This window comes from Nakamurella leprariae, from assembly GCF_016918035.1.
In the GTDB taxonomy this organism is placed as follows: domain Bacteria; phylum Actinomycetota; class Actinomycetes; order Mycobacteriales; family Nakamurellaceae; genus Nakamurella; species Nakamurella leprariae.
On record NZ_JAERWK010000020.1, the window covers coordinates 175,212 to 201,913 of the forward strand.

At 72.3% G+C, this 26,702-nt stretch carries 26 protein-coding genes; 5 read left to right on the forward strand and 21 right to left on the reverse strand.

The genetic code is table 11. From position 1 onward, the window contains the following. Positions 1 to 158: 158 nt before the first annotated feature. The 3 genes from JL106_RS15765 to JL106_RS15775 form a co-directional block, all read right to left on the reverse strand. Positions 159 to 1,580 (reverse strand): L-lactate permease, encoded by a 1,422-nt coding sequence (locus JL106_RS15765; protein ID WP_205261682.1) that lies wholly within the window; start codon positions 1,578 to 1,580, stop codon positions 159 to 161. Positions 1,581 to 2,417: 837 nt separating this feature from the next. Continuing rightward, positions 2,418 to 2,975 (reverse strand): nuclear transport factor 2 family protein, encoded by a 558-nt coding sequence (locus JL106_RS15770; protein ID WP_205261683.1) that lies wholly within the window; start codon positions 2,973 to 2,975, stop codon positions 2,418 to 2,420. Between the two features lie 59 nt (positions 2,976 to 3,034). Then, complete coding sequence (locus JL106_RS15775) at positions 3,035 to 3,826, reverse strand: SDR family NAD(P)-dependent oxidoreductase (RefSeq protein WP_205261684.1); 792 nt, start codon at positions 3,824 to 3,826, stop codon at positions 3,035 to 3,037. A gap of 192 nt (positions 3,827 to 4,018) precedes the next feature. Here JL106_RS15775 and JL106_RS15780 point away from each other — a divergent pair, with 192 nt between their 5' ends. Next, positions 4,019 to 6,016 carry an oxidoreductase gene (locus JL106_RS15780; RefSeq protein WP_205261685.1) on the forward strand — a complete coding sequence of 666 codons (1,998 nt, stop codon included), beginning with the start codon at positions 4,019 to 4,021 and terminating at the stop codon, positions 6,014 to 6,016. A 30-nt stretch (positions 6,017 to 6,046) separates the two neighbouring features. On the opposite strand, the gene JL106_RS15785 is transcribed toward JL106_RS15780, so the two are convergent. From JL106_RS15785 to JL106_RS15830, 10 genes are all read right to left on the reverse strand, one after another. Next, positions 6,047 to 6,793, reverse strand: coding sequence for a hypothetical protein (locus tag JL106_RS15785; RefSeq protein WP_205261686.1), 747 nt, complete (start codon positions 6,791 to 6,793; stop codon positions 6,047 to 6,049). Beyond that, the gene (locus JL106_RS15790; protein WP_205261687.1) at positions 6,790 to 7,929 is read right to left on the reverse strand and encodes a serine aminopeptidase domain-containing protein; all 1,140 of its coding nucleotides are present in this window, start codon (positions 7,927 to 7,929) and stop codon (positions 6,790 to 6,792) included. The genes JL106_RS15785 and JL106_RS15790 overlap by 4 nt, the downstream gene beginning before the upstream one ends. Positions 7,930 to 7,976: 47 nt before the next feature. After that, positions 7,977 to 8,750, reverse strand: coding sequence for an SDR family NAD(P)-dependent oxidoreductase (locus JL106_RS15795; protein WP_205261688.1), 774 nt, complete (start codon positions 8,748 to 8,750; stop codon positions 7,977 to 7,979). Next, positions 8,747 to 9,544 carry an ABC transporter ATP-binding protein gene (locus JL106_RS15800; protein ID WP_205261689.1) on the reverse strand — a complete coding sequence of 266 codons (798 nt, stop codon included), beginning with the start codon at positions 9,542 to 9,544 and terminating at the stop codon, positions 8,747 to 8,749. Before JL106_RS15800 ends, JL106_RS15795 begins: the two co-directional genes overlap by 4 nt. Further along, entirely contained in the window at positions 9,534 to 10,286 is a 753-nt protein-coding gene (locus JL106_RS15805; RefSeq protein WP_205261690.1) for an ABC transporter ATP-binding protein, read from the reverse strand. The genes JL106_RS15800 and JL106_RS15805 overlap by 11 nt, the downstream gene beginning before the upstream one ends. Further along, a complete protein-coding gene (locus JL106_RS15810) occupies positions 10,279 to 11,166 on the reverse strand; it encodes a branched-chain amino acid ABC transporter permease (protein ID WP_205261691.1) in 888 nt (295 codons plus the stop codon). The genes JL106_RS15805 and JL106_RS15810 overlap by 8 nt, the downstream gene beginning before the upstream one ends. Continuing rightward, on the reverse strand, positions 11,166 to 12,044 hold the full coding sequence (locus tag JL106_RS15815) for a branched-chain amino acid ABC transporter permease (RefSeq protein WP_205261692.1): 879 nt from the start codon (positions 12,042 to 12,044) through the stop codon (positions 11,166 to 11,168). The genes JL106_RS15810 and JL106_RS15815 overlap by 1 nt, the downstream gene beginning before the upstream one ends. Positions 12,045 to 12,072: 28 nt before the next feature. Further along, positions 12,073 to 13,281, reverse strand: a complete 1,209-nt coding sequence (locus JL106_RS15820) for an ABC transporter substrate-binding protein (RefSeq protein WP_205261693.1) — start codon at positions 13,279 to 13,281, stop codon at positions 12,073 to 12,075. Positions 13,282 to 13,770: 489 nt separating this feature from the next. Next, positions 13,771 to 14,511: a GntR family transcriptional regulator gene (locus JL106_RS15825; protein WP_205261694.1), complete on the reverse strand. Its 741-nt coding sequence runs from the start codon at positions 14,509 to 14,511 to the stop codon at positions 13,771 to 13,773. Between the two features lie 98 nt (positions 14,512 to 14,609). After that, positions 14,610 to 15,800, reverse strand: a complete 1,191-nt coding sequence (locus JL106_RS15830) for a CaiB/BaiF CoA transferase family protein (RefSeq protein ID WP_205261695.1) — start codon at positions 15,798 to 15,800, stop codon at positions 14,610 to 14,612. Positions 15,801 to 15,984: 184 nt separating this feature from the next. On the opposite strand from JL106_RS15830, the gene JL106_RS15835 reads away from it, so the two are divergent. Then, positions 15,985 to 16,983, forward strand: a complete 999-nt coding sequence (locus tag JL106_RS15835; protein ID WP_205261696.1) for a hypothetical protein — start codon at positions 15,985 to 15,987, stop codon at positions 16,981 to 16,983. Positions 16,984 to 17,003: 20 nt separating this feature from the next. On the opposite strand, the gene JL106_RS15840 is transcribed toward JL106_RS15835, so the two are convergent. From JL106_RS15840 to JL106_RS15870, 8 genes are all read right to left on the reverse strand, one after another. Further along, the gene (locus JL106_RS15840) at positions 17,004 to 17,690 is read right to left on the reverse strand and encodes an SDR family NAD(P)-dependent oxidoreductase (RefSeq protein ID WP_236007798.1); all 687 of its coding nucleotides are present in this window, start codon (positions 17,688 to 17,690) and stop codon (positions 17,004 to 17,006) included. Next, complete coding sequence (locus JL106_RS21175) at positions 17,582 to 17,947, reverse strand: hypothetical protein (protein ID WP_236007750.1); 366 nt, start codon at positions 17,945 to 17,947, stop codon at positions 17,582 to 17,584. Before JL106_RS21175 ends, JL106_RS15840 begins: the two co-directional genes overlap by 109 nt. Before the next feature lie 28 nt (positions 17,948 to 17,975). Further along, positions 17,976 to 19,397 carry an FAD-dependent oxidoreductase gene (locus JL106_RS15845; protein WP_205261698.1) on the reverse strand — a complete coding sequence of 474 codons (1,422 nt, stop codon included), beginning with the start codon at positions 19,395 to 19,397 and terminating at the stop codon, positions 17,976 to 17,978. 74 nt (positions 19,398 to 19,471) lie between these two features. Beyond that, positions 19,472 to 20,167, reverse strand: a complete 696-nt coding sequence (locus JL106_RS15850) for an IclR family transcriptional regulator (protein ID WP_205261699.1) — start codon at positions 20,165 to 20,167, stop codon at positions 19,472 to 19,474. Between the two features lie 26 nt (positions 20,168 to 20,193). Continuing rightward, positions 20,194 to 21,459 (reverse strand): homogentisate 1,2-dioxygenase, encoded by a 1,266-nt coding sequence (locus tag JL106_RS15855; protein WP_205261700.1) that lies wholly within the window; start codon positions 21,457 to 21,459, stop codon positions 20,194 to 20,196. A gap of 198 nt (positions 21,460 to 21,657) precedes the next feature. Then, complete coding sequence (locus JL106_RS15860) at positions 21,658 to 22,260, reverse strand: NADPH-dependent FMN reductase (protein ID WP_205261701.1); 603 nt, start codon at positions 22,258 to 22,260, stop codon at positions 21,658 to 21,660. Further along, entirely contained in the window at positions 22,257 to 23,189 is a 933-nt protein-coding gene (locus JL106_RS15865; protein WP_205261702.1) for a hydroxymethylglutaryl-CoA lyase, read from the reverse strand. The genes JL106_RS15860 and JL106_RS15865 overlap by 4 nt, the downstream gene beginning before the upstream one ends. Then, entirely contained in the window at positions 23,186 to 24,091 is a 906-nt protein-coding gene (locus JL106_RS15870) for an SDR family NAD(P)-dependent oxidoreductase (protein ID WP_205261703.1), read from the reverse strand. Before JL106_RS15870 ends, JL106_RS15865 begins: the two co-directional genes overlap by 4 nt. 167 nt (positions 24,092 to 24,258) lie before the next feature. Here JL106_RS15870 and JL106_RS15875 point away from each other — a divergent pair, with 167 nt between their 5' ends. Genes JL106_RS15875 through JL106_RS15885 form a run of 3 tightly spaced genes read left to right on the forward strand, consistent with a single transcriptional unit; the run spans position 24,259 to position 26,692 of the window. Next, entirely contained in the window at positions 24,259 to 24,831 is a 573-nt protein-coding gene (locus JL106_RS15875) for a carboxymuconolactone decarboxylase family protein (RefSeq protein WP_205261704.1), read from the forward strand. Next, positions 24,786 to 25,667 carry an aspartate/glutamate racemase family protein gene (locus JL106_RS15880; protein WP_205261705.1) on the forward strand — a complete coding sequence of 294 codons (882 nt, stop codon included), beginning with the start codon at positions 24,786 to 24,788 and terminating at the stop codon, positions 25,665 to 25,667. Before JL106_RS15875 ends, JL106_RS15880 begins: the two co-directional genes overlap by 46 nt. Continuing rightward, positions 25,664 to 26,692 carry a hypothetical protein gene (locus JL106_RS15885; protein ID WP_205261706.1) on the forward strand — a complete coding sequence of 343 codons (1,029 nt, stop codon included), beginning with the start codon at positions 25,664 to 25,666 and terminating at the stop codon, positions 26,690 to 26,692. The genes JL106_RS15880 and JL106_RS15885 overlap by 4 nt, the downstream gene beginning before the upstream one ends. Positions 26,693 to 26,702: the final 10 nt, after the last annotated feature.

A 26,702-nucleotide genomic window follows, 5' to 3' on the forward strand; every position in this document is an offset into this window, starting at 1 on the left:
CGCGGCGGGCCGCTACGGCGGCGCGGGCCCGGGGTGCTCGACGGCGTGATCGGAGCGGGGCGGGCGGCGACGGTGCTGGTCTCCCTTGCTGCAACGCCGGGCGCCGGCGGGATGGTCCGGGCCTGGCGGTCCGCACGATCACCGTGCGATCGGGAATCTCAGGCCAGCAGCAGCATCGCCCCGCCGAGCACCACCGCGGCGACCAGCACGCTGCGCACGATGACCCGCATGGCGCTGCCCGGCAGCCGCTCCCCCGCGGCCAGCGTGACCGCGGTGGCCAGGGCGATGCGCGGCGGCGAGGCGATGATCGCGAAGGAGCCGGCCACGTTCTGCCCGGCCAGCGCGACCAGCGGGTCGGCACCCAGGTTGGCCGCCGCGGCCGACGTGGCGGACGAGAACATGGCAGCGGCACCGGTGTTGGAGCCGGTCAGATAGCCGCCGAGGGCGCCGATGGCCGGGATGGTCGCGACGAATCCGAAGCCGAGGTGGGCGGCGGTGGTGGCCAGGTGCTCGGCCATGCCGGTGGCGGCCATGACGATGCCCAGCACCATGAACACCAGCGCGTTCGCCGCGGTCGGCACCCAGCGGCGCAGCGCCCCGCGGGCGACGGCCGCCCGGTCGACCGGGACGCCGGACGCGGTGATGGCCACGACCGCCGCCACGATCAGCCACAGCGCCGGGCTGCTCAGCCAGTCCAGCCAGTCGGCGGTGTCGGTGACGGCGAGCAGCGCGGTCGAGGCCAGGATGCCCGCCACCAGCACCAGGTGCGGCACCACCGAGCGGACCAGCGGGGCCGAGATGCGCGGCAGCGGACCATGGGTCAGCCGGGTGACCATGAGCAACCCGGCCATCACCGCGGCCGGGGCGAGCACCCCGGACAGCGGCGTGCCGATGAGGACGTTGGCGCCGAGCAGCACGCCCCACTCGACCACGATCACCCCGGCGGCCAGGGCCAGCTGCCGGGCGTCCGGCCGGCCGACCAGCACGCCGAGCACGGCGACCATGCTGACGATCAGCACCACCGGGGTGAGCAGGGCGGACTCGACACCGAGCGCGTGCAGGTCCTCGCCGCCGAGCTGGGCGGCGATGAGGGTGCCTGGGCCGAGCGAGCCCCACGGCACCAGCACCATGCCCAGCAGTGAAGCCAGCACGGCCTTGGCCGGCGGCAAACCGAGCTGGACCAGCAGCGGCGCGGTGATGACCACGCCGAGACCGAAGCCGGTGACCGATTCCATGAACGGGGTCATGCCGAACACCAGCAGCAGCAGGGTGACGGTGCGGTCGGCGCCGGACTCGGTCTCCCGCAGCCACGACGCGATGCGGTCCTGCGCGCCGGTGCGGGCCATCGCCGTGGCCAGCCCGACCCCGCCGAGCAGCAGCAACGCCACCTCGAGCACGGTCGGTCCCATGTCCGCGACCGTGGCCTGCACCACGTCGCCGGTGGGCCGGAACGCGACCGCGGTGCCGAGCAGCGCGGTGCCGAGCCCGGCCACGCCCGCCCACAGCGACGGGACCCGGGTGGCCAGCAGCACCAGCACCACGACGATCGGGGCGAGGGCGACCAGGAAATGCCAGACCACGCGCTGCTGCTCCCCGCTGCCGCTCTCGTTCCCGGAACCGCATCGCCCGGGACCGCGAACCTAACCGACCGGCGGTGCCGTCCCGCGCATCGTCCGCGGCGGGATCAGGGCTGCCGGCCGGCCGCGGAGCCGTCCCGCCGGCGACGCTCCTGCTCGCGCGCGTACATCGCCCGCGTCGGCCGCCTCCATCGCCGTTCCTCCTGCTCGATGGACCGGTCCCGGCCCCGCCGGTTCAGCAGCCCGGTGAGCGCCTCGACGTCGGCATTGATCGGGAGACCCTGCGCCGCCGCCGCGGCGTCGTGCGGCTCGGTCGTGACGTCGCCGGCGATCTGGGGGCGACCCCGCCGCCATCGGCCGGCAGAACGAGTCCGGGAAGGACATCTCGTCGCCGGCGCTCACCGGGTGGTCGCTGGCGCGGACCACGAGCACGTCGGCTGTCCTCGTCCACCCGGGTGACCGCCCACAGACCCATCGGGATCTCGGCTGCCAGGTGATCGATGACCAGCTCGCTCGCCGTGTCGACCGTCCGGACCGGCTGCAGACGGGGAGCCACCGTCGTCACGGGACGAACATGCTCCGGCAGCGGTGTGAGGCCGCCGCAGCCCACAGCGGCCCAGCAGTTGCCGGCCGACGCGACCCCGGCGATCATTCGCGCGACCCCATGCCTGCTCGAGCTCGGACGCCCCGGAGCCGACGAGCACCACCCCGCGGAGCCCGACGACCCCGTCGACCGGCTCCGAAGCGAGCACCACACCGGCTCCCCCGCTGGCCGACGTCCCGCCGCCGAGGTGCCCGCAACCGGATTGCGGCTCGTTGCCGGGCCGGCCAGGCCCGTCGTCACTGCGGCAGCGCGCCGCCCAGCACCCCGAACAGCTTGCGCACCGGATCGGTCTCCTTCTGCGACCCGTGCTCGCCGGCCGGCGGGCGCGGGTACTGCTCCCAGTCCCCCGTGCCCTCGATGACCTGGTAGTGGTCGCGGATGAGCCGGCGGGTCAGGATCCGCCACTCCCCGTCCCGCTTCTCGAAGACGTCCAGGTACCGGCCGCCGGCCAGGTAGTCGTAGTCCGGCCGACCGTCCTGGCCCGGCTCGCGATGGAAGACCTGCCAGTAGGTCTCGCCGTGCGCTCGATCGCCGTGCACCCGCAGCAGGATGTTGCCGAGGAAGTGGGTCGAGGAGCGCAGGCTCTCCAGGAACGGCCAGATGACGTCGATGAACTCGTGGGCGTTGCCGCTGAACGACACGTGGTCGTCGGTGCCGTCCGGCCAGTAGCACCCCCGCAGGGTCTCCTGGTCCCGCCGGTCGATGCCGTGGCAGTACCGGTACAGGCAGTCGCGGATCGCCTCGCGGTCCAGCAGGTCCTGCACCGTGTTCGGGTAGTGCTCCACGTCCGACATCCGTTCCCTCTCCTCGGTGCTCGTGTCCGGGTCGCCGATCGCCGATCGCCGATCGCCGATCAACTCAGGTGCCAGCCGCCGTCCACGAACACGGTCTGGCCGGTGACGTACCCGGCCAGCGGCGAGGCCAGGTAGAGGACGGTGGTCGCGATGTCCTCCGGGCTGCCGGCTCGGCGCAGCGCGAGTTGCGACAGCGTCTGCTGCTTGGCCACCGCCCGCGGATCGTCCTCCGCCCACTGGGTGAGCCGGGTCTCGATGTAACCGGGCGAGACCGCGTTGACCCGGATGCCGCACGGTCCCCACTCCTGGGCACACGCTCGGGTCACGTTCTCCAGCCCCGCCTTGGACGTCGAGTAGCTCAGGCGTTGCGGCAGGGCCTTCTCGGTGACCAGCGAGGTGATGTTCACGATCGCACCGCCGCGGTCGTGCGACCGCATCGCGCGGTACGCCAGCTGACTGCCGCGCAGCGCACTGGAGGTGTTGTCGCGGAACACCTCCTCGAAGACGTCGAGATCCACGTCCTCCGCGCCCTGGTGGCTGACCCGCCCGGCGTTGTTGACCCACACCGACACCGGCGGGAGCTCGCTGAGCGCACGCTCGATCGGCGCCCGGCAGTCGTCGGTGCTCAGCGACGTGGCCACGCCCGCGACGGTCCCGGCGGTCGCCAGCTCCGTGACCGCGCGGTCCAGCTCCGCGGCATCCCGGTCCACCAGCAGGATCGCCATCCCGGCGGCCGACTGCAGCGTCCGGGCGATCTCCAGCCCCAGGCCGCGCGCCGCGCCGGTGACCACGGCGGTGCTGCCGGCCATGGCGGCGAACGGTCGGGCGAAGTCCAACGGAACGGTCGGCACGAGCGACTCCTTCGTCACTGAACGACAGATTGTGTACTGGAAGTATCATTCGATCGCGAACGCGGTACACACACCGGCGGATCTGAGCGCACGCTTCCCGGCGCACGACCCGCAGGCTATCGTGCGCGGTATACAACCCGCTACCCCAACCGTCGCCGCGCGGACGGGGTACCCGCCACCTTGGGGTCACCGATGACCGTTCCCTCCGTGCCGCCGGACGCGTCCGTCCCGCCCATCGATCCGGGACCGGATCCTGCGACGGCGTTGATGCTGCAACCGATGTCGCTGGGCCGGCTGCGACTGCGGAACCGGGTTGCGGTGAGCGCGCACGTCACCAACCTGGCCACCGCCGATCGGCTGGCGTCGGCCCGGCACGCCGCGTACTACGCCGAGCGGGCCCGGGGTGGCGCCGGCCTGATCGTGGTCGAGTCCCTGGCCGTGCATCCGACCGCCGGGTCGTCCCGACTGTCCATGCAGGCGTTCGACGACGGCATCACCGCCGCCATGAACCAGGTCGCCGCGGCCGTGCAGGCCGAAGGCGCTGCGGCCTTCGCCCAGCTGAACCACGGTGGCCGCGAGCACAATCCGATGACCACCCGGCGGGAGTTGTGGTCGGCCTCGGACCTGACGTCGCGACAGCGGCGGGAGCGACCGCACGCCATGACGGTCGCCGAGATCGATGCGGTGGTGGACGCCTTCGCCGCGGCCGCCGACCGGCTGGCCCGGTCCGGTCTGGACGGCTTGGAGGTGAACTCGGGGCACGGATACCTGTTGCACCAGTTCCTGTCTCCGCTGGCCAACCGGCGCACCGACGAGTACGGCGGCTCACTCGCGCAGCGATGCCGCTTCCCCGAGCGGGTGCTGGCCGCCGTCCGCGCCGCGGTCGGTCCGGACTTCCCGCTGGGCGTCCGGTTGTCCGGGAGCGAGTTCCTCGACGGTGGCATCGACCCGGAGATGGCCGCGGCCATCGCCCGTCGACTGGTCGCCGCCGGGAACCTCGACTACGTGTCGGTCTCCTGGTCCACCTACGAGACGCTCGACACCGTCATCCCCGACATGGCCTACGGGCAGATCCCGTTCACCGACCTGGCCGGCGTGATCCGGCGCGCGGTCGCCCCGGTGCCGGTGATGACGGCCGGCCGGATCGGCACCCCGGCGGCGGCCGAGGCGGTGCTGGCCCGCGGGGACGCCGACCTGGTCGCCATGACCCGCGCCCAGATCGCCGACCCGTACCTGGTCCGCAAGGTCGAACAGGGCCGCAGCCAGGACATCCGCTGGTGCATCGGCTGCAACCAGGGCTGCATCGGCTACACGTTCCTCGGAGGTGACCTGTCCTGTCTGCAGAACCCGGCCGCCGGGGACGAGCTGCACGACGCCGGCGAGGACCCGCCGCCCGCGGCGACACCCCGCCGGGTGGTCGTGGTCGGCGGTGGGCCCGCCGGCATGGAGGCCGCCTGGTACGCCGCGGCGTGCGGGCACCGGGTCACGCTGTTCGAGGCCGGAGCGCAGCTCGGTGGCCTGCTGGCGCACGCCGAGTCGCTGCCGTCCCGGGCGGACCTGGCCGGGGTGCGGTCCTACCGGGAGCGGATGCTGCGCCGGTACGGGGTCGACGTGCGGTGCGAGATCCGCGCCGGAGTCGACGACATCCAAGCCCTGGAACCCGATGTCGTGGTGATTGCGACCGGCTCGCGGCCCGAGGCGACCAGCGGGATGGTCCGGGGTTCGGAGTGGGCGTTCACCGCCCCGGCCGGCGAGCTCGGTCGCTGCGTGGTCGTCGACGGCGAGGGCACCATGACGGCGCTGACCGTCGCCGAAGCGCTGGCCGCCCGCGGCGCCACCGAGGTGACCCTGGTCGCCGCGGCGGGCGCCCCGGGCAACCAGATCGTCGGGATCAGCCTGCTGCCCGCCCAGCGGCGACTGCGGGCCACCGGGGTGCGGCAGCTCGGTCTGCACGAGCTGGGCGAGATCGGCGACGGGACAGTCGTGCTCACGGACGTGCTGAACGGCACCAGCGAGGTGCTGGCTGCGGACCACGTGGTGATCCCCGGAGCCCGGCGCAGCGACACCACCCTGGCCGACGCCCTGGCCGGCCGGGTGGGTCAGCTGCTGGTGGCCGGCGACGCGCTGGCCCCGCGGCAGGCCATCGAGGCGATCCGGGACGGACGACGAGTGGCCCGCTGGATCCGGTGAGATTCCGCGGGCGGCGTCGGTGCAGCCGGGTCAGGCCAGGCCCAGCTCGTCCAGCAGGCCGCGGAACACCCCGGTGAGGGCGGTGCCGTCCAGGGTCTCGGCGTAGCCAGGCACCATCAGCACCGCGGTCTCGCCCTGGTCGTGCACGGTCAGGCCGCCGTCCAGTTCGTTGTGTCCCAGGTGCAGCTCCCAGGCCGACAGCGCCCGCAGTGCGCGACCGAAGGTGTCTCGCGGACAGGCGATCTCGCCCGCCCGCGTGGTCACCAGCACATCCTGGTCCCGGACGGTGAAGGTGAATCCGCCGATGGATCCCGACCGGTCGACGGTGATCGGCCGCGTCCCGCGCAGCGCCCACAGCGGGTTGTCCGGCATGATCTCCAGCGTCACCCGGCGCTTGCCGTCCCCGGAGAAGGTGCGGTGCGCGACGGCGTTCGGCAGCTTGAACAGGTCACCGGTGCGCGCCAGGTAGCCGCCGTAGTGCTCGTCGCCGTCGGTCTCCTTGAACTCCACCCGCACCGACCCATGGACGATGTACAGGTAGGTGTCCCCGTCGTACACGGTGTTCCAGAACGGCAGCTGGTCGGCGGCACCGGTCGACTCCCACAGCGCCATGGAGCCACTGCGGCCCAGTTCGACCGGCACATGGGTGGGCCGGTCGGCGGCCGCACCGAAGGCCAGCACGTTGGTCATCGAGAACAGCTCCGGCCGGCCGGTGATCGTCGACTCCCCCGGGTGCACCTGCAGACCGGCGAAGTCCGGGTGCAACTCGACGGTCATGCCTTGATCCCGTGCTCGTCGAGCCAGGAGACCACCGTGTCGGCCACGAAGTCGACGTGCTCCGGCTGGTCCTTGAGGTAGTGCGTGCCGCCCTGCACCGGGACCAGGAGCTTGTCGTCGTGCGGTACCGCGTCGTACATCTGCTGCGCGTACGACGGGAAGCACACCTGGTCGGCGGTGCCGTACATGATGAGCGCGGGGACGCTGATCCGGGCCAGGTGCCGCTGCCCGTCCCCGTTGGACTCCCGCACGCTCCACTGGCTCAGCCACGACCGCAGGCTGCAGTTGTGGCCGAGCGAGGCGGGCATCAGGTTGGCCACCTCGGTCGGCCCCCACATGGTGCCGGGGGTGCGGTCCGACGGGTCGATGGTGACGTCGACGAAGCGCGGGTCGGCGGTGGTGCCGTGCACCAGGAAGGGCAGGTCGGCGAGCTCCCCACCGGCCGCGGCCAGCTCGGCCAGCGTGTCCTTGGCCCACTGGGTGATCCGGTCGTTGCGGGCCAGCTGGGCGGCGCGGTACCGGGCCACGAACTCCGGGTCCAGCGGCAGCGTGCGACCGGGGGCGAACAGGTCCAGCTCCGGGTCCCGGTCGAACGGGTCGTACTCGTTGCGGATGGCCGGATCCAGCCAGTCGCCGCACACCTGCGCGCGGCCCGGGTGCGCCATCAGCTGCACGATCGCATCGGCCGGCGACAGGTCGGCCGTGGTCAGGTCCGGCGGATCGCCCGCCGGGGTGTGCGTGATGGTCGGCGACTCGGCCTGGCTCTGGTACAGCGCGGCCAGCCCGCCGCCGCCGGAATTGCCGACCAGCACGACTTTCTCATAGCCCAGGTTCCGCAGGTACCGGATGCCGGCGCCCACATCGAGCACGCAGTTCTCCATGGTCAGCGCGCTGTCGTTGCCGATGTAGCGGGTGGTGAACCCGACGGCGTCGATGCCCCGCGCCGCCAAGGGCTCGAGCAGGTAGTGACCCATGAAGTTCGACGTCGGATGGACCATCATCGCCACCGTGCGGCTGGGGCGATCGGCGCGGTGCAGCGCGCCCCAGACCTTGCCGGCCATCCGGGCCACCCCGGAGTAGATGTCGATGCGGTCACTGGTCGCCATGGGGATGGGCAGCAGTTCGATCCCGGCCATGCTCGTCGCTCGTCCTCTCGAGATGCGGTGCCTTGCGTTGACGTTCGTCAGCCGATGAGCCGGCCGCCGTCGACGACCATGGTGTCGCCGGTGATGTAGTCGGCGTCGTCGCTGGTCAGGAACAGCACCGCCTTGGCGATGTCCGACGGCTGTCCCGGACGGCCCAGCGCGATCTTGCGCATCAGCCACTCGACCCGCTCGGGGTTCTCGAACACCGGCCGGGTCGCGCCGGTGCCCTGGACCAGTCCCGGCGCGACGGCGTTGCAGCGGATGTGCTGCGGGCCGTAGTCGTAGGCGATCGACTTGGTCAACGCGACCACGCCGCCCTTGGCCGCCATGTACGCGGCGTACTTCGGGTTCACGGTCAGCGCGGCCACCGACGCGGTGTTCACGATGACGCCGCCACCGCCGGCGACCATCCGCGGGATGCCGAACTTGCACCCCAGGAAGACGCCGGTGAGCGTGACGCCGATGGTCCGGTCCCACTCGTCCACGGTGGTGTCCACCACCGGCCGGTAGAGCGGCGCCCAGAACGCGTTGTTGTGCAGCACGTCCAGCTTCCCGAACAGCTCCACCGTCCGGTCCATCAGGGCCTCGACCGACGCGGGGTCGGACACGTCGGTCCGCACCGCCGCCGCCCGGCCACCGGTCGCGGTGATCTGCTCGACCGTCGCTGCCGCGGCGGCCTCGTCGATGTCGGCAACCACCACCTCGGCGCCCTCGGTGGCGAAGCTGACCGCGGTCTCCCGGCCGATCCCCGAGCCGGCGCCGGTCACCACCACCGTGCGGCCGGTGAAGCGGGCGCGTCCGTACGCGCTCATCCGGCGCTCCGCTCGGGACCACCCAGGTAGCTGCGCAGCAGGGCGGGATCGGCCTGCAGCTCATCCGCCGTGCCGGTGGCGGTCACCGTGCCGGTGGTCAGGACGTAGCCGCGGTCGGCGACCCGCAGGCCCTGGACCACGTTCTGCTCGACCAGCAGCACCGTCAGCCCGTCGGCAGCCAACCCGCGGATGAGCTCGAAGACCTCCCGGACCAGCAGCGGCGACAGTCCCAGCGACGGCTCGTCCAGCAGCAGGATCTGCGGGGTGGTGACGATCGCGCGGCCGATGACCAGCATCTGCTGCTCACCGCCGGACAGCGTGCCCGCCTTCTGCTCCCGCCGGTCCCGCAGCCGCGGGAACCGGTCGTAGACGGTGTCCAGTGCGGCGTGCAGCTCGGCGCCGCCCAGCGCGAAGCCGCCCAGCCGCAGGTTCTCCTCGACGGTCAGCCGCGGCAGCGGCCGGCGGCCCTCGGGGACGTGGTGCAGCCCGGCCCGGGCCAGCACGTCACTGCGCCGGCCGGTGACGTCCGTGCCGTTGAAGGTGACGGTCCCGGCGATCGGCTTGATCATCCCGGACACGGCGCGCAGCACGGTGCTCTTGCCGGCGCCGTTGCTGCCGAACATGGCGACCAGCTCGCCACGGCGGACGTCCAGGCTGATGTCGGACGCCCCGATGATCCGCCCGTAGCCGGCCTTCAGGTGCTGGACCGACAGCACGACCTCACCGGGCGTCGCGGCAGGACGGGTCGCATCGCGGATCTCAGGGCGGGTCTCAGTGCGGGTCTCAGGTTCCAAGGTATGCCGTCCTCACCTCAGCGCTCGACAACACCTCGAGCGGTTCGCCGTGCATGATGCGACGGCCGAAGTTGAGCACCGTGACCTCGTCGCACACCTTGGCGATGACGTCCATGTCGTGCTCCACGATGACCACGCTGACCCCCTCGTCCCGCAGCCGCCGGATCCGGGTGGACAGCTGACCGCGGCCCTCGGTGGTCATCCCCGCCGCCGGCTCGTCCAGCAGCAGCACCTTCGGCCGGGTGGCCATGGCCCGGGCCATCTCCAGCTGCTTCTGCACGCCGTACGGCAGCTGGGACACCGGGCGCTTGCCGTACCGGGCCAGGTCGAACAGCTCCAGCGTGTCCTTGGCCTCGGCCAGCAGCCGGCGGTCCGAGGCGGTGCGGAACGGCAGCAGGGAGCTCAGACCGGTGCGCGCGTGGGCGTGCTGGCCGATCATCACGTTCTCCAGCACCGACAGTCCGCCGAAGAGCCGGATGTTCTGGAAGGTGCGGACCACCCCGAGCGGCACCCGGCGCTGCGGGGTGAGCCCGGTGATGTCCCGCCCGCGCAGCTGCACCGTGCCGGCGTTCGGCAGCAGGTAACCCGACATCACCGACAGCAGCGTGGTCTTGCCGGCGCCGTTCGGTCCGACGATCCCGTGGATGGTGCCCTCGTGCAGGGTGACGTCGATGTCCTCCAGGGCCTGCACACTGCCGAAGCTCTTCGACAGGCCGGTGGCCTGCAGCAGTGGTTCAGCCAACGGACTCCTCCTCCCGCACACGCGGTTCCGGTTCCGGCGCGGCGCGGCGCAGGCTCAGCCCGACCGGGAAGATGCCGGCCCGGCTCCGGCCGATCAGGCCCTGGGGCCGGACGATCATCAGCACGACGAAGAGCAACCCGTAGATGATCTGGTACCAGTCGGCCAGGCCGTTGAAGTAGATCGGCAGCAGGCCCAGGACGATCGCGCCGATGGCCGCGCCCCAGAAGTACTGCACGCCACCGAACACGCAGAACAGGATGATGATCAGGGACTGCTGCGGGCCGTACAGGCCCGGGTTGATGATCAGCTGCTGGTGCGCGGCCAGGCCGCCGGCGATGCCGGTGACCGCCGCCGAGGTGGCGAAGGCGCCGACCGCGACCAGAGTGATCTTGACACCCGATCCCATGGCGGCCCGCTCGTCCTCGCGGATCGCCTCGTAGGCCAGGCCCATCCGGGACCGGGTGAGCAGGATCAGGTACGCGACCACCAGCACCACGCAGATGAGCACCATCGTGACGGTGGTGCCGGTCATCCCGAGCAGGCCGGACCCGCCACCCACGTAGTCCCACTGGTTCAGCAGGGTGATGAGCAGCTCGGAGAACACCAGCGTGATGATGGCCAGGTAGAGCATCGACAACCGCAACGCGATCCAGCCGACCAGCGCGCCGGCCACCGCGGAGACCACCGCGCCGGCGATCAGCGCGAGCGGCAGCGGCCAGCCCATCTTGAGGGTGAGGATGGACGAGCCGTACGCGCCGATGGCCATGAAGGCGGCGTGGCCGAACGAGTACTTCCCGGTGGAGACCGCGATCCAGTAGCCCAGGGCGAGCAGGACGTTGATGCCGGTCTGGATCAGGACCGCTTCGGTGAACGCTGACATCAGACACGCTCCAGAACGCCGGCGTTGCGCCCGAACAGACCCTGGGGGCGGAACAGCAGGAAGGCGGCGACCACGATGTACACGACGATGTCCCGCATCGTGGCCGAGAGGTAGACGACGGACAGCGTCTCGACCATGCCGACCGCGATGGCCGCGACGACCGCGCCCTTGACGCTGCCCAGGCCGCCGATGACGATGATGATCAACGCCGACAGCGTGGTGGCGAAGCCGTCCAGCGGGCTCACCGCGTGGAAGGCCAGGCCGGTCAGCAGACCGGCCGCGCCGGCCAGCATGCCGGACAGGGCGAAGGTCAGGATGACCACCCGCTCCACCGGCACACCGAGCAGGCCGGACATGGTGACGTCGTCGGAGACACCGCGGATGGCGGTTCCCCAGCGCGACCGCTCCAGGAACACGTACAGCCCCACGGTGAGCGCGGCCGACAGCACCAGGATCACCAGTTGGGAGGCGGTGACGTCGATCGGGCCGAGATCCCAGCGGGTTCCCGGGTAGACGTCCGGGATGACCTGCTGCTCACTGCCGAAGATCTTGATGACCAGGGCGGTCAGCACGATGCCGACCCCGAGCGAGGACAGGATCGACGCGTTCGGGTAGTCCCGGCTGACGTACTTGAACGACACGAAGTAGACCAGCACCGAGAGCAGCCCGCCGATCACCAGCGACGCCAGGAAGGCGACGAAGAAGGGCATCTCGAGTCGGTTCAACAACACCGAGGACACGATGGCGCTGACCATCGCCGTCTCGCCGAGCGAGAAGTTGAGCCGGTCCATGGCGCCGACGACCAGGTTGAAACCCAGCGCGGCCAGACAGAAGGTCGCGCCGAGCAACAGCCCGTTGAACAGTTGTTGCACCAACATCAGATGTGCTCCCCGTCTCCGGTGCCGCTCAGTTCGAGGCGCCGGCCGAGACGTCGGAGTGGTCCTCGATGACGAACTCACCGCCCTGGACGACCGCGACCAGCGACGGGCGGTCACCGGTGCCGTCCTCCTTGAAAGCCGTCCGGCCGGCCATGCCGTCATACTCGGTGAGGGCCTTCAGGCCCTCCTGGATGGCGACCCGGTTGGCCGCGAGATCGCCGTCGGCCGTGAGCCCCTGCTCCTCGATCACCTGGGCGATCATGTGGACCGCGTCGTAGGCGTAGGCGTAGTTCAGCGGGATGTCGGTCAGCCCGCTGGCCTGCTCGGCCGCGGCCAGCAGGCCCTTGGCCGGCTCCTCCGGATTCGTCGGGTCGTACTGCGTCGCCGAGAGCGTGCCGTCGGTCGCGTCGCCGCCGGCCTGGATGTACGCGGCGCCACCGGACTGCAGCGAACTGGTGCCCAGCAGGTCGAAGTCCAGGCCCTGGCTGCGCACCTCGCGGGCGATCCGGCCGGCGTCGGCCGGGCCGGCGGCCAGCGCGAGGACATCCGGTGCGGCGGCACCGATCTGGGTGACCTGGGAGGCGAAGCTGGAATCACCGGTCTTGAACGACGCGCTGACCACGACGTCGATGCCGGCCTGGGCGAAGACGTCCTCGAACAGCGGGATCTGGGCCTTGGTGGTCGCGGTGACGTCGTCGCCGATGATGGCCGCGGTCTTGTAGCCCTTGTCCTTGGCGATCTGCAGCAGGGCCGGCGTGCTGACGTCGACATCGGCCTCGGCCAGGGTGAAGCCGAACGGCACGGCGTTGTCCAGCACGCCCGGACGGCCGGCGCCCGGGCTCACCGCCGGGATCTGCAGCTGCTTGGCCACGGTGAAGGCGATCTCCGTCGCGGCGCTGTCGACCGGGCCGACGATCGCGACGGCGCCGTCCTGCACCAACCGGGGCACCAGCGTGGTGCCGTTCTTCGGCTCGCCCTGGACGTCGACCGTGACGGTCTCGATCTGGGCCCCGTTGATGCCGCCCTCGGCGTTGATCTGCTCGATGGCGTCGTTCGCCCCGTCGATCGCGGTCTTGTTGTTGTCGGCGAAGGCACCGGCACTGTTGTTGATCAGACCGATCTTCCAGGTGCCGCCACCGGAGCCACCGGAGCCGGACCCACCCGAGCCGCCGCTGTCGCTGCCGCACGCCGAGAGCGCGAGCGTGCCGGCGAGTACCGCAGCGACCCCCAAGGTCATGCCACGTCGCTTCATCCTGATGTTTCCCTCTCCTGCAACGACTCTGTCGGGTGATGGGTGGTGCCGGGACGTCTGTGGGACCGCGAGCTCCGGCCGGTGGGCCCTGCCGCGTCGCTGCGGCGGGCATCGGCGCCCGGACACGTGCCGGGTCCTGGAGGTCAACGGCCCCGCCCGCCAGCGGGACTGCCGGCGGCGGATGTTCGTCCGATCACATCTGGTCCGGCTCATTTTGTACGCAATCCGGCGTGATGGCAAGACTTGCCAGCACGTTCGGATCAACTCGGTGATGCCCATCCGGTCCGGCCCGGATGTCGCGCCGAGCGGTCCGATCAGCCGATTCTGTGACCGAACCGGACGGGCGGGCGCACCGGACGCCCGGTGGACGCCGCCTGTCGGGCAGCCTGCCTGACGACCTGGGCGACCGAAGTTGTATCCAACCGGCGATCGATCACGGCCGCGATCGGACTGCGCTCGGTGCCGGCCGGGACGTCAGCCGGCCGCTGGACGCCGTGGGCGACGGGCCGTGGCCCGGACCGCGGGGTCCGGGGTCGAGGGCTCCTCGACCACCGGCGGGTCGTCCACGGTGTCCGGGTCGGCCGCGGACTCGAGCACCGTGTTGCGCGCGGCCAGGATGTGGGTGCGCATGACCGACTCGGCCCACATCCCGTCCCGGGCGCGGATGGCCTCGACCAGCTCGTTGTGATGCATCGTGCTGGCCCGCATCCGGGGCGGCGAGTACCGCTGGAAGGTCCGGGTGATCAGCGGGACCTCCATCATCCCGCGGACCAGGGACGCCAGCTGCGCGTTCCGGGAGCCCTGGACGATGGCCCGGTGGAACTCGCCGTTCAGCACGGTCATCTCGTCCGCCGGCGGGGTCCCCCGGTTGCTGAGCGCCTCCATCCGGGCGGCGAGGTCGGCCAGGTGGTCCAGGTCCCGGTCACCGATCCGCTCCGCCGCCAGACGGGCGCCGTACCCCTCGAGCATGCTGCGCATCTCGTACAGGTCGGTGAGCTCCTCCGGCGACCAGGCCGTGACCCGGGCGCCGACGTTCGGGGTGAACTCGACCAGCCCCTCGGAGTCCAGTCGCCGCAGCGCTTCCCGGACCGGCGTGCGCGACACGCCGACCAGCTCGGCCAGCTGGGCCTCGCGCAGCCGCTCCCCGCGGGCGAACCGGCCGGACAGCACCGCGGACCGGACGAACGCGTACGCGGTCTCCGCTGCCTTGGCCATTCCGCTCTCCTCCCGGCGGGCCGATCACCGCGAGGGTGCACGACGACGTCGCGAGGGTAACCGCCTCGCGCCGTGCCCGTCCCCCACTCGCCCGGCGGTCATGCAGGTTCCGAGCCGGCGATCGCCGCCCGGAACCCGGCCAGCCACGCCCGCACCTCGCGATCGTGCTCGCCGTGGGCGGGGCCGCCCCACCGGATCCGCCCGGGCGTGCCGGACAGCTGTGGCGCGATCCCCTGCATCGGCACCGGGCCGAGCTGCGGATCGGGTACCTCGACGATGCTCTGCCGGGCCCGGAACTGCGGATCGGTGAGCATGTCGGCGGCGCGGTAGATCGCGCCGAACGGCACCGCGTGCTCGTCCAGCAGGACGGCGAGGTCGGCGGCCGACAGACCCGAGGTCCAGGTGTCCACCAGGTCGTCCAGTTCCGTCTGGTGCTCGCCCCGGGCGCCGTGCGTGGCGAATCGTGGGTCGGTGGCCAGCTCGGGCCGGCCCATGGCGGCGGCCAGCCGGCGGAAGACGGTGTCCTGGTTCGCGGCGATCAGCAGCAGCTGGTCGTCGGCGGTGCCGTAGACGTTGCTCGGCGCGACCCCGGGCAGGATCGCCCCGGACCGGCGCCGGGTGACCCCGGCGACGGCGAAGTCGGACACCAGCGACTCGGTCATGGCCAGCACCGACTCGTAGATCGACACGTCGACGACCTGACCGGTCCCGGTCCGGTCGCGGCTGCGCAGCGCCAGCAGGGTGCCCAGGGCCGCGTGCATCCCGGCGAGCAGGTCCCCCAGCGAGACCCCGAACCGGCTCGGCGGCCGGTCCGGGTCGCCGATCAGGTAGCGCAGGCCACCCATGGCCTCACCGATCGAGCCGTAGCCGGCCCGGGGGGCGTAGGGCCCGTACTGCCCGAAGCCGCTCACCCGGGTCAGCACGATCCCGGCGTTCACCGCGGCCAGGTCGTCGTAGGACAGCCCGAACTTCTCCATGGTGCCGGGCCGGAAGTTCTCGACCACCACGTCGGCCTGGGCCGCCAGTTCCAGGATGAAGTCGCGGCCCTCGGCGGTGCGCAGATCGGCCGTCACGCAGCGTTTGCCGCGGGCGATGACGTTCCAGCTCAGCGATCGGCCGTCCCGCACCACCCCCCACGACCGCATCGGGTCGCCCCGGTCCGGCTCCTCGACCTTGATGACGTCGGCCCCGAAGTCGGCCAGCAGCTGACCACAGAACGGCCCGGCGATCAGCTGCCCGAGCTCGATCACGCGGATGCCGTGCAACGGGCTGGGTGAGTCAGTGCTCATCTGGGTGTCCCCTCTGCGGGATCCGGCACAAGTAGGACCACGAGTGCGCCATTTGAATACAATCGTCGGTGCGTCACGGCACTGTCAACAGGCTCTTGCCCGGGCGAGCGCGACGATTGCATACTTTGCCAGCCGATGGCCGATCCGCGCCATTCCGGCCCACGGGTTCGACGAGGAGCCGCCGATGTCTGTCCCGCCCCGCATCGACAGTGACGCCGCGCCAGTCGATGTCGAGGACCAGCCGTCCGCCGCCGAGCTGGCCCGGATGTGCCGCAGTCCACACGTCCGGCTCACCGATGCGGTCACCGACGGTGGGCCGACCGCGGGCCGGGCCACCTGGTGGCACATGGTCGAACTCGTCCACGACATCGCGGCGTTGTATGCGAACTGGTGCACCGCGACGACCGACTGGTTGCTGCGCACCCACGGCTTCGCCGCCGCCGCGGCCGTGTTCCCGGTGTCCGAGCTGCTGCCGGGCGGGCCGGTGACGGTGTTGTCGCCGGAGCAGACCGCGCTGGCCCGGGCCGTGTACCGGGCGACCGACTTCCCCACGGAACGCTCCGATCTGGAACGCCGGGTGGGCGCGGCGGAGGCCGTCGCCGCGCTCACGGCGCTGTGGGACGAGGTGCACGCCGCGCTGGACGCGGCGGAGGTGTTGCGCCGCGACGCGGCCACCGCGCTGGTCTCGCTGGTGCACGACCGGTACGGCCCCGACGGTCTGGAGGACTGCCTGCGGCACGCCACCGGCCTGGTGTGGCGGCCCCGGATGGCGGCCGACCTGGGCCGGCCACCCCTGGTCCGGCTCCGGGCGTGGGCGGAGAAGATGTCGGTCGGCCACAACGGCGCCGTGTCCATCCGGGCCGAGGCGGACCGCTGGGTGATCGTGCTGGATCCGTGCGGGTCGTGCGGTCGGCAGCTGCTGACCGGTCGGTACCGGGACCCGTGGAACTTCCGGGTGGTCGCCCCGGGCCACCGAGTCGGGTTCCTGCGCGACGACATCACCGTCTACCAGGCGCATCTGGCCGTGGCCCACACGATGGTGCCGATCGAGCTGACCGGGGCGCCGTGGCCGGCCATGCAGTGCGCCGGGTTGGCCGCCCGGCCCTGTGAACTGGTGCTGTACCGGGATCCGGCCACCACGGCGGAGCCGTTCTACGCCCAGGTGGGCATGACCCGCCCCTGACCCGCCCCGGGGGCGGACGCTCAGTTGTGCGTCCAGCCGCCGTCCACGTTGAACACCTGCCCGGTGACGAAGTCCGAGTCGCCGCTGCAGAGGAACTCGATGGTGCCGGCCAGGTCCTCCGGGGTCTCGGTGCGGTGCAGGCACTGTTCAGCCCGGGTCCGCTCGATGAGGGCCTGCGCCGCAGCCGGGTCGTGCACGGCCTTGGGCGTGTCCACCGGGACGTAGCCCGGGGACACCGCGTTCACGCAGATGTTGTCGCCGCCCAGCTCCCGGGCCAGCGCCCGGGTCAGGCCCAGCGCGCCGCCCTTGGCCGCGATGTACGGGGCCAGCCCGATGGGGCCGCCGGTGAAGTAGCTGGACGAGCAGATGTTCACGATCTTGCCGGAGCCGGCCGCCCGCATGGCCGGAAGCACGGCCACCGTGCACAGCCACTGCCCGGTCAGGTTGACCGCCAGCACGTGGTCCCACTGTGTGCGCGGCACGGTGTCGATGGGGGCGGTCGGATACATCGCGCCGCCGGCGTTGTTCACCAGGCCGTCGATGCGTCCCCACCGGTCCAGCACCGCGGCGGACATGGCGGCGGTGGAGTCCTCGTCGGTCACGTCGGTGACGGCGGCCAGCGCCGCGTCCCCCAGCTCGGCGGCGGTGGCGGCCGCCCGGTCGGCGTCCAGGTCGGCGATCGCCACCCGCGCTCCCGCGCCGGCCAGTCGCCGCGCGTACGCCCGGCCCAGGCCCTGAGCGCCGCCGGTGACGACCACGACCCGGCCGTCCAGCCGGCCGCGGTGTCGAAGGCGCTGAACGCCTCCATCCGCATCCGGTCGAGCGAGACCAGCCAGGCGATGCTGCGGATGCCGCCGAGGGTGCCGGCGGTGTCGGCGATCCCGTCGATGCGGCTGCGCAGGGCGGCCAGCGTGGCCTCGTCGGCCGGCCGCAGCAACTGCCGACTGGTGTTGAGGTAGAACACGATCAGCTCCTTCTCATGGATCAGTGGGTCAGACGGCGGACGGGGTGCGGGACATCGCGGCGGCGCCGGCGGACCGGCCGTTGACCACCGCGTTGGCCACCGCGGTGCCGCCGCCGACGTAGCGGTTGCCGAGGATGCCGCCGCTGGCCTCCCCTGCGGCGAACAGCCCGGGGATGACCCGGCCGGCGCCGTCCAGGACGCGGGCCGACTCGTCGATGAGCAGTCCGGCGTGGCTGACGGCCAGCTCGGCCGGCAGCACCCGCACGGCGTAGTACGGCGCCGTGACGATCGGGGCGGGCGGGCGGGCGCCCTTGGCGGCCAGCGTCTCGTGCCGCAGGAACTCGGGATCCTGGCCATGGGGCAGGGTCTCGTTCCATCGCTCCAGCGTGGTGATCAGCACGTCCGGATCGGCGCCGATGGCCCGGGCCAGGTCGGCGACGGTGTCGGCGCGGTGGGTGCGGCCGGCGGCGGCCTCGGCCAGCACGTGCTCGGCCGACCAGTGCGGATACCCCGGCGCCAGGGACAGCCGGCCGGCCTCGTCGAAGATCATCCAGGCCCGGCCGCCGTGGTCGTCCACGATCCCGGCGGCGACCGCGTAGGAAGCGTCCTCGTCCATGAACCGGCGGCCGCGGTCGTCGACGAGGATGCGGGCGGCCGGCGGGAACCCGGACTGCCAGTGGTGCAGCCGCTGGAAGTAGGCGGTGACCAGCAGCATCCCCCAGCCACTGCCCGCGACGGCGGCGTCGACCTGCTCGCCGAAGCCGATGTGGTCGCCGCGGGAGCCGGGCGCGGACACCACGAACAGGTGCTCGCCGGCCCTGAGCGCGTCCGGGTAGAAGCGTTCCAGCAGCTCGGGGCTCCGGGTCAGGCCGCCGCTCGCCACCACCGTCGCCGCCGCGGGCACCTCGATGCCGTCGGCCACCACCCCGCGCACCCGCCCGTCGGTGACCAGCAGCCGCTCCACCCGGGTGCGCAGCACCAGCTCGACACCGCGCTGCCTGCGGGCCCGGTCCAGCACCTCGACCAGGCCGTAGCCCTCACCGGCGGGGACGTGGCCGCGCCAGACGTCCTCCACCCCGGCTCGGGTGAGTCCCGGCATGTGCGCGTTGGTGGAGCGCTGGGCCGGCACCTCCAGGCCCAGCTGCAGCAGCCACTCGAAGGTGTCGCGGGACCGTTCGCAGAAGCTGCGCAGCAGGCCGGGCCGCAGTCGCCACTGGTTGAGGTCCATGGTGTGCTGGAAGTGCGCGGCCGGCGAGTCCGAGATGCCCAGCGACGCCTGCACACTGGTGCCGGCCGCGGTGAACATGCCGGCCGACAGCATGGTGGAACCGCCCACCGCGTCCTCGGACTCGAACACCAGCACCCGGGCCCCGGCGTCGGCAGCAGCCACCGCGGCGGCCAGTCCGGCTCCGCCGGCGCCGATCACCACCACGTCCCAGTCGTCGGTCATCGCAGCGCTCCTCGTCGGTTGCGGTCGGTTCCGGTCGGTTCGGGTCGGTTCCGGTCGGTTCGGGTCAGGTCAGGTCAGGGGGCGGCGATGTCCGGCTCGATGGTGGCGACCAGTCGGCGCCCGGCCGCCGCCACCAGCGGTCCGACGGTGCCGAGATCCAGGGCGTGCACGGACACCACCCCGACGGACGCCGGCAGTCCGAGTCCCACCACCGAGGTGGCGATCCCGGTGGCGCCGGGGATGATCTCGCCGGTGCTGCTGAGCACCTCGGTCCGGCCGGCCGCCGAGGCCAGGATGGCCCGGCCCAGCGCGCCCACGTCGGCCGGCACCCGGGACCCCACCCGGTAGGCGATGTGGTACAGCGCCGACCGCGGTTCGACGACGGCCACCGCCACTGACTCGGCACCGTCGGCCACCGCGAGATGCGCGGTGGCGCCGGTGGACTCGGCCAGATCACGGAGCACACCCCGGGCCCGTTCGCCGAGGGCGGGATGCACCTGCCGGACCAGCGGCAGCACGCCGAGCCCGACGGTCCAGGTGCCGTCGACGTCCCGGCGGGCCATCCGGTGCTCGGCCAGCGTGCTCAGCAGCCGATACACGATCGGCCGGCTGAGCCGGAGGTCGGCCGCGATCCGGGCCGGGGTCCGTCCCTCCGGGGCCGCGGCCAGCAGCTCCAGCACGGACAGTCCGCGGCTGAGCGTCTGCGCCGTCTCGGGTCGCTCCGCCGCCGCACCGTCCCCGAGCGGTGCGGCGGCGGGCGGGTCGGCCACCGCCGACGCCGTCCGGTCCGAGGCCGTCAGGCCGGGGCGCCGGCCGCGGCCTGCTGCGGGGCCTGCTGCGTGGTCTGCTGGGGCGTGAGCGGACCGCGCCCGGCCCAGGTCCACGGGTACTTCGGGTCCTCCGAGCCGGCGGCGTCGGCGGCCAGCTCCAACGGCCGGAAGGTGTCCACCATGAACGCGGTCTCCTTGGACTCGGTGTGCTTGACCGAGTCCACGTAGACCTTGGCGCCGGGGCCGTGCGTGTAGCCGGCCGGGTGCAGCGAGACCGAGCCGTCACGGATGCCGGAGCCCTCGCGGGCCGCGGTCTCGCCGGCGAAGTAGAACATCACCTCGTCGGAGTCGACGTTGCTGTGGAAGTACGGCACCTTGACCGCGAGCGGGTGGGTCTCCAGCAGCCGCGGCACGAAGTTGCAGATCACGTAGCCCTGGCCCTCGAGCACCTGGTAGGTCGGCGGCGGTTGGATGATCTGTCCGGTGACCGGGGCGAAGTCGCGGTAGTTGAACGCGTACGGGTAGAGCTGGCCGTCCCAGCCGACCACGTCGAACGGGTGGTGGTCGTAGGTCACCACCGAACCGGTGACGCCGTCGCTGCTGCGGTGCTTGACGTAGACCTCGGTGTCCCGGTCGGCCTCGTCCGGCGCGGCCAGCAGGATCTCCTCCGGTCCACGGAAGTCCCGCTCGGTGAGCGGTGATCCCTCCAGGTACTGGCCGAACTTGCTGCGGTACTTGGCCGGTGGGGTGACGTGCCCGCTGCCCTCCACGCAGTACAGCCGCAGCGGTCCGTCGTCCTGGTTCGGCACCCAGCGGTGGATGGTCACCCGTGGGATGACGACGTTGTCGCCCTGTCGGACCTGCACCGCGCCGAAGACGCTCTCCAGCGTGGCGGACCCGCTCTCGATGAAGACCACCTCGTCGCCGATGGCGTTGCTGTACAGCGGCGACGGGGTGTCGCAGACGACGTAGGCGATGCGCACGTCCGCGTTGCCCAGGACGAGGCGGCGGTCGCGGACGGCGTCCTTGCCGGCGCCGTGCTCGGGGAACAGCTCGTGCAGCCGGTAGTGGTGCGGCAGCAGCGGGCGGTTCACCGAGGTCCCCAGCACACCGATGTCCCACGGCCGGGAATCGACCAGCGAGGCCGGGATCCCGGTGTGGTACAGCAGCGACCCGGTGCTGGAGAAGCCCTCCTCGCCGATGAACTCCTCGTAGGTCTGCCGGCCGTCGGCCGTGCTGAACAGGATGTGGCGCTTGCTCGGGAGTTCCCCCAGCGCCCGGTAGTACGTCATCGGGACCACCTTGTCCGTCGTCGTCGTCGACGAGACGACCGCTCGCGGAGCGCGGAACTCGGGCGGGGATCCGTCCGATATCCGGTCATCGTCGTCCTGTACACAATGATCTCCACCCCGGGCGGTGGTGTCAATGGTCACCACTCGGTCATGCGATGAGAGCTGTTGTCCGTGACCGGATATCGGTCACCCGATCGATCAGCTGACCGGGACCGCCGTTGCCGGGACGCCCGGCGGGGTGCGGACGGCGCCGAGCGCACCGGCCAACAGGGCCAGCGACTCGACCATCGGCCCCACCAGCGCGGCGGCCTCCGGCGGGGCGTCCAGTCGGCCGTGGTCGGTGATCCGCGCCGCCACGTGGTGGATCGAGACCGACTCGTGGACCACGAACGTCGAGACGGCGCCCAGGATCTGCCGGAGGAGCTGTGCGGACCGCAGGCCGCCGCCCCGCCCGCCGTAACTGACGATCGCGGCCGCCTTGAACCACCACTCGCGGTGCAGGTAGTCGATCGCGTTGGTCAGCGACGCCGGCGGGGCCAGGTTGTACTCCGGCGTCACGAACAGGAAGGCGTCCGCCCGGCCGGCCAGCTCGCTCCACCGGCGGGTGTGCGCCTGCCGGTACCGGCCCATCCGGGGCAACTCGGGCTCGTCGAGCAGCGGGAGCCCGAGATCGGCCACGTCGACCGTCTGCACGGTGAACCGCTCCAGCACCGCCGGGTGCCCCGCGATCCAGTCCCCGACGGCCGGGCCGACCCGGCCCGGCCGGACGCTGCCGACGACCACCTGCAGCACCGGGGTCATGCCGAGTCCCGCACCGGATCGGCCAGCAGCGACTCCGGGAAGCACCCGGCCCGGGACAATGCACTCCCGGACTCCCGGCCCAGCGAGTCCAGCAGCCACCGCGCGTCGGCCAGCAGCGGCGCCAGCTCGAAGCCGGTGTCCACCCCCATCCGACCGAAGCAGTACACGAGATCCTCGGTGGCGACGTTGCCGGTGGCGGCCGGCGCGAACGGGCAGCCACCGATGCCGCCGAGACTGGCGTCCAGCGCGGCCACCCCGGCCTCGACCGCCGCGACGGCGTTGGCCACTCCGGTGTTGCGGGTGTCGTGGAAGTGCGCGCGGCGCGGTACGTCCGGTGCCAGCTCGGCCAGCAGCGCGAAGCGAGCCCGCACGTCGGCCGGGGTCCCGACGCCGATGGTGTCGGCCAGCGAGATCTCGTCCGGGCCGATCGCCGCCACCTGCTGCAGCACCGAACGCAAGGCCGGCAGCGGGATCTCGCCCTCGAACGGGCAACCGAAGGACGCGCCGACGGTGATCGCGACGTGCACGCCGTCGGCCCCGGCCCGCTCCCGGATCCGGGCGGCCCCGTCCAGCGCCTGGGCCACCGACATCCGCTGGTTGCGCTGACTGAACGTCTCGCTCGCCAGCACCACCATGTTCACCGCGGTGACCCCGGCGGCCCGGGCCCGCTCGTACCCGCGCGGGTTCAGTACCAGCGCGGAGGTCTGCACCCCGGGCAGCGCGGCCGTCGCGGCGGCCACCTCGTCGGCGTCGGCCAGGGCCGGCACCACGTCCGGCCGGGCGAACCCGGTGATCTCCACCCGGCGGGCCCCGGCGGCCACCGCGCGCCGGATCAGCTCCAGCTTGGCCGCGGTGCTCAGCGGCCGGGCCTCGTTCTGCAGCCCGTCCCGCGGTGCGACCTCGACGATCTGCACGGATGCGGCGCTCATGCCGGCACCCCGGCCGCGTGGTGGGATCCCTGGCGGTGCAGCCCGATCGGTTGCGCCCACGCGTCGAGCACCTCGGCGAACGCCCGTTCCACGTCCTCGATGGTCGGCCCGATCTCGGTGCCCGGCCCGACCAGCCCGTGGTGGGTGAGCAGGTCGAGCCGGTTGCCGCGGCCGATCTGCACGATCTGCCCGGTCATCGGGGCGGACCGGTCGGACAGCAGGTGGACGGCGGCCGGGGCGTTGAACTCCGGCTCCACCGTGCGCTGCGCGACCGCGGCCTCCCGTTCGGCGCCGGACAGCCCCTCGTAGTCCATCCGCACCGACTGCATGCGGGTCTGCGCGATCGGCGACAGCGCGTTGACCCGGACCCCGGTGCCCTGCAGGTCGAGCGCCCAGCCGAGCGTCATCGACGCCACTGCGCCCTTGCTCGCGCCGTAGGCGCCCATCGAGGTCAGTCCGGCGATGGCCGACGAGGTGACGGTGACGACCGAGCCGCGACCGCGCTCGGTCATGTGCCGGATCGCGTGCAGGCCGGGCCAGGCCACGCCGAGCACGTTGATCTCCAGGATCCGCCGGAACTCCTCCGGGTCCTGCTGCTGGGGCAGGGCCATGCCGAACACCCCGGCGTTGGCGACCAGCCCGTCCAGGGCGCCGAACTCGTCGACCACGGCGCCGACGATCGCCCCGGCGGTGGCCCAGTCGGCGATGTTCCCGGGCACCGCCACCGCGCGGCCGCCGCCGGCCCGGATCTCCTCGGCGACCTCGGCAGCCGGCTCCGGATCGAGGTCGTTGACGCCGACCGCCGCCCCCTGGGCCGCGGCCAGCCGGGCGATGGCGGCGCCGATCCCCCGGCCCGCTCCGGTGACCAGTACCGCCCTGTCCGCCAACCGGTCCTGCGCCATCCGGCCTCCTCGCCGTCACCCTGCCTGGGACAGGTGCAGAGAATACAATCTGCTCCGATCGGACCGCTCGACTCGCCACTCAACAGCCTAGAGCGTCAAGTCAACCCCTTGCCGAGCGACTCGATTGCGTACAAACTGCGGTCGTCCACCTCGGCAAGGGAGCTGCAGTGCACATTCGGATGGTCGAACCGGAGGCCCTCACCCCGTCGCTGCGGCAGACCTGGGAGCAGGCCTCCGACGGCGGCAGGAAGTTCATCGGCGCGGTGGCCAACGCGCCCGAGCACGCCGAGCGGCTGTTCCCCGCCTACAACGGGCTCCGCTACGGCACCCGACTGGGCCCGCGGATGTGCGAACTGCTGCGGCTGGCCATCGCCCGGACCACCCAGTGCCCGATCTGTCTGCGCGGCCGGCGCGACGACGCCACCGACGAGGGGCTGACCGAGTCGATGGTGGCCGAGCTGATGGACCCCTCGCGCTCACCGGCCACCCTGCTCGGGTCGTTCAGCCCGGCCGAAGCCGCGGTGGTGTCGTTCGCGTGGAAGTTCGGCGCCGACCACTTCGACCTGGGTGAGGCCGACTTCGCTGCACTGCGGGATCATTTCGACGTCGAGGAGATCACCGAGATCGGGATGCTCTGCGCGCAGTTCCTCGGCTTCGGCCGCTTCGTCATGGTGTTCGGCCTGGACGACCCGGCGTGCCCGGTGTCGCCGCCGCCGGCCCGCGCGACGAGCGGGAGCTGATCCCGGTGCGCATGTGGTACCAGTCCATGGCCGACCTGAGCCGCTACCCGGCGTACGGAGACACGTTGCGCCGCCGGGCGTCCAGCCTGTTGCGGCCCGGTACCGAGGTCGACGTGCACGGCGCCGAGCCCGGGACCTACGGCGAGCTGCCGCCGGCCAGCGTGTCCAACCATCCGCTGGCCTACCACGTGCTGCTGGACCAGGTGGTGGGCAACGCGATCCGGGCCGAGCGCGAGGGCTGCGACGTGATGGTGCTCGGCTCCTACAGCGAGCCACACCTGCGGGTCATCCGGAGCGCGGTGGACATCCCGGTGGTCTCACTGGCCGAGACCACCCTGCTGACCGGCTGCCAGCTGGCCCGGCGGATCGGTCTGGTCACCGTGACCGCGGGCATCGCCTGGATGATCGACCACATCGTCGACAACCACTCGCTGCGGGACCGCACGGTGCCGGTCCAGGTGACCGACCCGGAGGTGCTGGAGGACGATCTCGTCGCGGCGCTGGACGAGCCCGACCGGATCATCGAGCTGTTCGTCGCGGCCGCCCGGCGGGCCATCGCCCAGTTCGCCGACGTGATCATCCCGGCCGAGGGCATCTTCAGCCAGCTGCTCGCCGACCGCGGCATCCGGGAGATCGACGGGGTCAGCGTCATGGACTGCGTCGCGGTGACGCTGCTCGAGGCCGAGAAGATGGCGCTGCTGCACGCGGAGACCGGGTTGATCCAGGGCCGGCGGTGGGAGTACCCGAAGGTCGACGCGGTGCGCGAGCAGCTGCTGGTGCAGCACGCGGACCGGATCCCGCTGTCCGCCGCGCAGCTGGGCGGAGTACGCGTGTGACCGGCACGGTCGACCTCGCGGCCGCGACCGTCGAGTGCGCCGACGACGCCGCCGTGCAGGAGCTGTTCCTGCAGCGCGGCTGGAGCGACGGGCTGCCGGTGGTGCCGCCCACGCCGGAGCGGGTGCGGGCGGTGGTCGAGGCCGCCCAGCTGCCCGGCGACCACGTGCTGGGGCGGATCCCGGAGCAGGCCCGCGCGGTGACCGTCGAGCACCTGGCCGTGAACGCGGTCGCCGCCGGGTGCCGGGTGGAGCACACCTCGGTGCTGGTGGCGATCGTGCGGGCGATCACCCGTCCGGAGTTCGGCCTGCACTCGGCCACCATCAGCGGCGCCACCGCGCCGCTGGCCATCGTCTCCGGCGACAGCGTCCGGCAGCTCGGGATGAACAGCGGTGCCAGCCTGTTCGGCCCGGGACACCTGGCCAACGCCACCATCGGCCGCGCCGTGCGGCTGCTGCTGCAGAACGTGTGCGGCGGCGTCCCCGGCGTGCTGGACAAGTCGACGTTCGGCCACCCGGGCAAGTACTCGTACTGCATCGCCGAGTCGGACGAGCACAACCCGTGGGAGCCGCTGCACGTGGCGCGCGGCCTGGACCCGCAGGACAGCGGGGTGACCGTGTTCTCCGGTGAGGGTCCGGTGAACGTCCGCAACGACTGGTCGGGCGAGCCCGGTCCGGTGCTGGCCAGCATCGCCGACGGCATGCTGCGGTCGCACTTCACCGGCGGGTCCGTGGTGGTCGTGCTGGGCCCGCTGCACGCCGCGATCCTGGCCCGGGCCGGGATGTCGCGGGCCGATGTGCAGGCCGAGCTGCACCGGCTGGCCCGGCGCAGCACGGCCGACCTGGCCCGGATCGGCCGCTTGCCCGGCGGCAGCGGCTCCCCCGACGAGTGGTGGTCCGCCGTACCCACGGCGGACGACGTGCTGCTGACCGTGGCGGGCGGTCACCTCTACGGCTACTCGGCGGTGATCCCGGCCTGGGTCGCCGGGCCGGACTCGCTGCCGGTCACCGAGCGCGTGCCGCGCTGAATGCCCGATC

What these genes read in the sequence shown, in the direction of transcription:
- JL106_RS15770 (WP_205261683.1), bottom strand. Translation starts at nt 2,975, where the DNA reads ATGTCGGACGTGGAGCACTACCCGAACACGGTGCAGGACCTGCTGGAC.
- JL106_RS15780 (WP_205261685.1), top strand. Translation starts at nt 4,019, where the DNA reads ATGACCGTTCCCTCCGTGCCGCCGGACGCGTCCGTCCCGCCCATCGAT.
- JL106_RS15785 (WP_205261686.1), bottom strand. Translation starts at nt 6,793, where the DNA reads ATGACCGTCGAGTTGCACCCGGACTTCGCCGGTCTGCAGGTGCACCCG.
- JL106_RS15790 (WP_205261687.1), bottom strand. Translation starts at nt 7,929, where the DNA reads ATGGCCGGGATCGAACTGCTGCCCATCCCCATGGCGACCAGTGACCGC.
- JL106_RS15795 (WP_205261688.1), bottom strand. Translation starts at nt 8,750, where the DNA reads ATGAGCGCGTACGGACGCGCCCGCTTCACCGGCCGCACGGTGGTGGTG.
- JL106_RS15810 (WP_205261691.1), bottom strand. Translation starts at nt 11,166, where the DNA reads ATGTCAGCGTTCACCGAAGCGGTCCTGATCCAGACCGGCATCAACGTC.
- JL106_RS15815 (WP_205261692.1), bottom strand. Translation starts at nt 12,044, where the DNA reads ATGTTGGTGCAACAACTGTTCAACGGGCTGTTGCTCGGCGCGACCTTC.
- JL106_RS15820 (WP_205261693.1), bottom strand. Translation starts at nt 13,281, where the DNA reads ATGACCTTGGGGGTCGCTGCGGTACTCGCCGGCACGCTCGCGCTCTCG.
- JL106_RS15825 (WP_205261694.1), bottom strand. Translation starts at nt 14,511, where the DNA reads ATGGCCAAGGCAGCGGAGACCGCGTACGCGTTCGTCCGGTCCGCGGTG.
- JL106_RS15830 (WP_205261695.1), bottom strand. Translation starts at nt 15,800, where the DNA reads ATGAGCACTGACTCACCCAGCCCGTTGCACGGCATCCGCGTGATCGAG.
- JL106_RS15835 (WP_205261696.1), top strand. Translation starts at nt 15,985, where the DNA reads ATGTCTGTCCCGCCCCGCATCGACAGTGACGCCGCGCCAGTCGATGTC.
- JL106_RS15845 (WP_205261698.1), bottom strand. Translation starts at nt 19,397, where the DNA reads ATGACCGACGACTGGGACGTGGTGGTGATCGGCGCCGGCGGAGCCGGA.
- JL106_RS15855 (WP_205261700.1), bottom strand. Translation starts at nt 21,459, where the DNA reads ATGACGTACTACCGGGCGCTGGGGGAACTCCCGAGCAAGCGCCACATC.
- JL106_RS15860 (WP_205261701.1), bottom strand. Translation starts at nt 22,260, where the DNA reads ATGACCCCGGTGCTGCAGGTGGTCGTCGGCAGCGTCCGGCCGGGCCGG.
- JL106_RS15865 (WP_205261702.1), bottom strand. Translation starts at nt 23,189, where the DNA reads ATGAGCGCCGCATCCGTGCAGATCGTCGAGGTCGCACCGCGGGACGGG.
- JL106_RS15870 (WP_205261703.1), bottom strand. Translation starts at nt 24,091, where the DNA reads ATGGCGCAGGACCGGTTGGCGGACAGGGCGGTACTGGTCACCGGAGCG.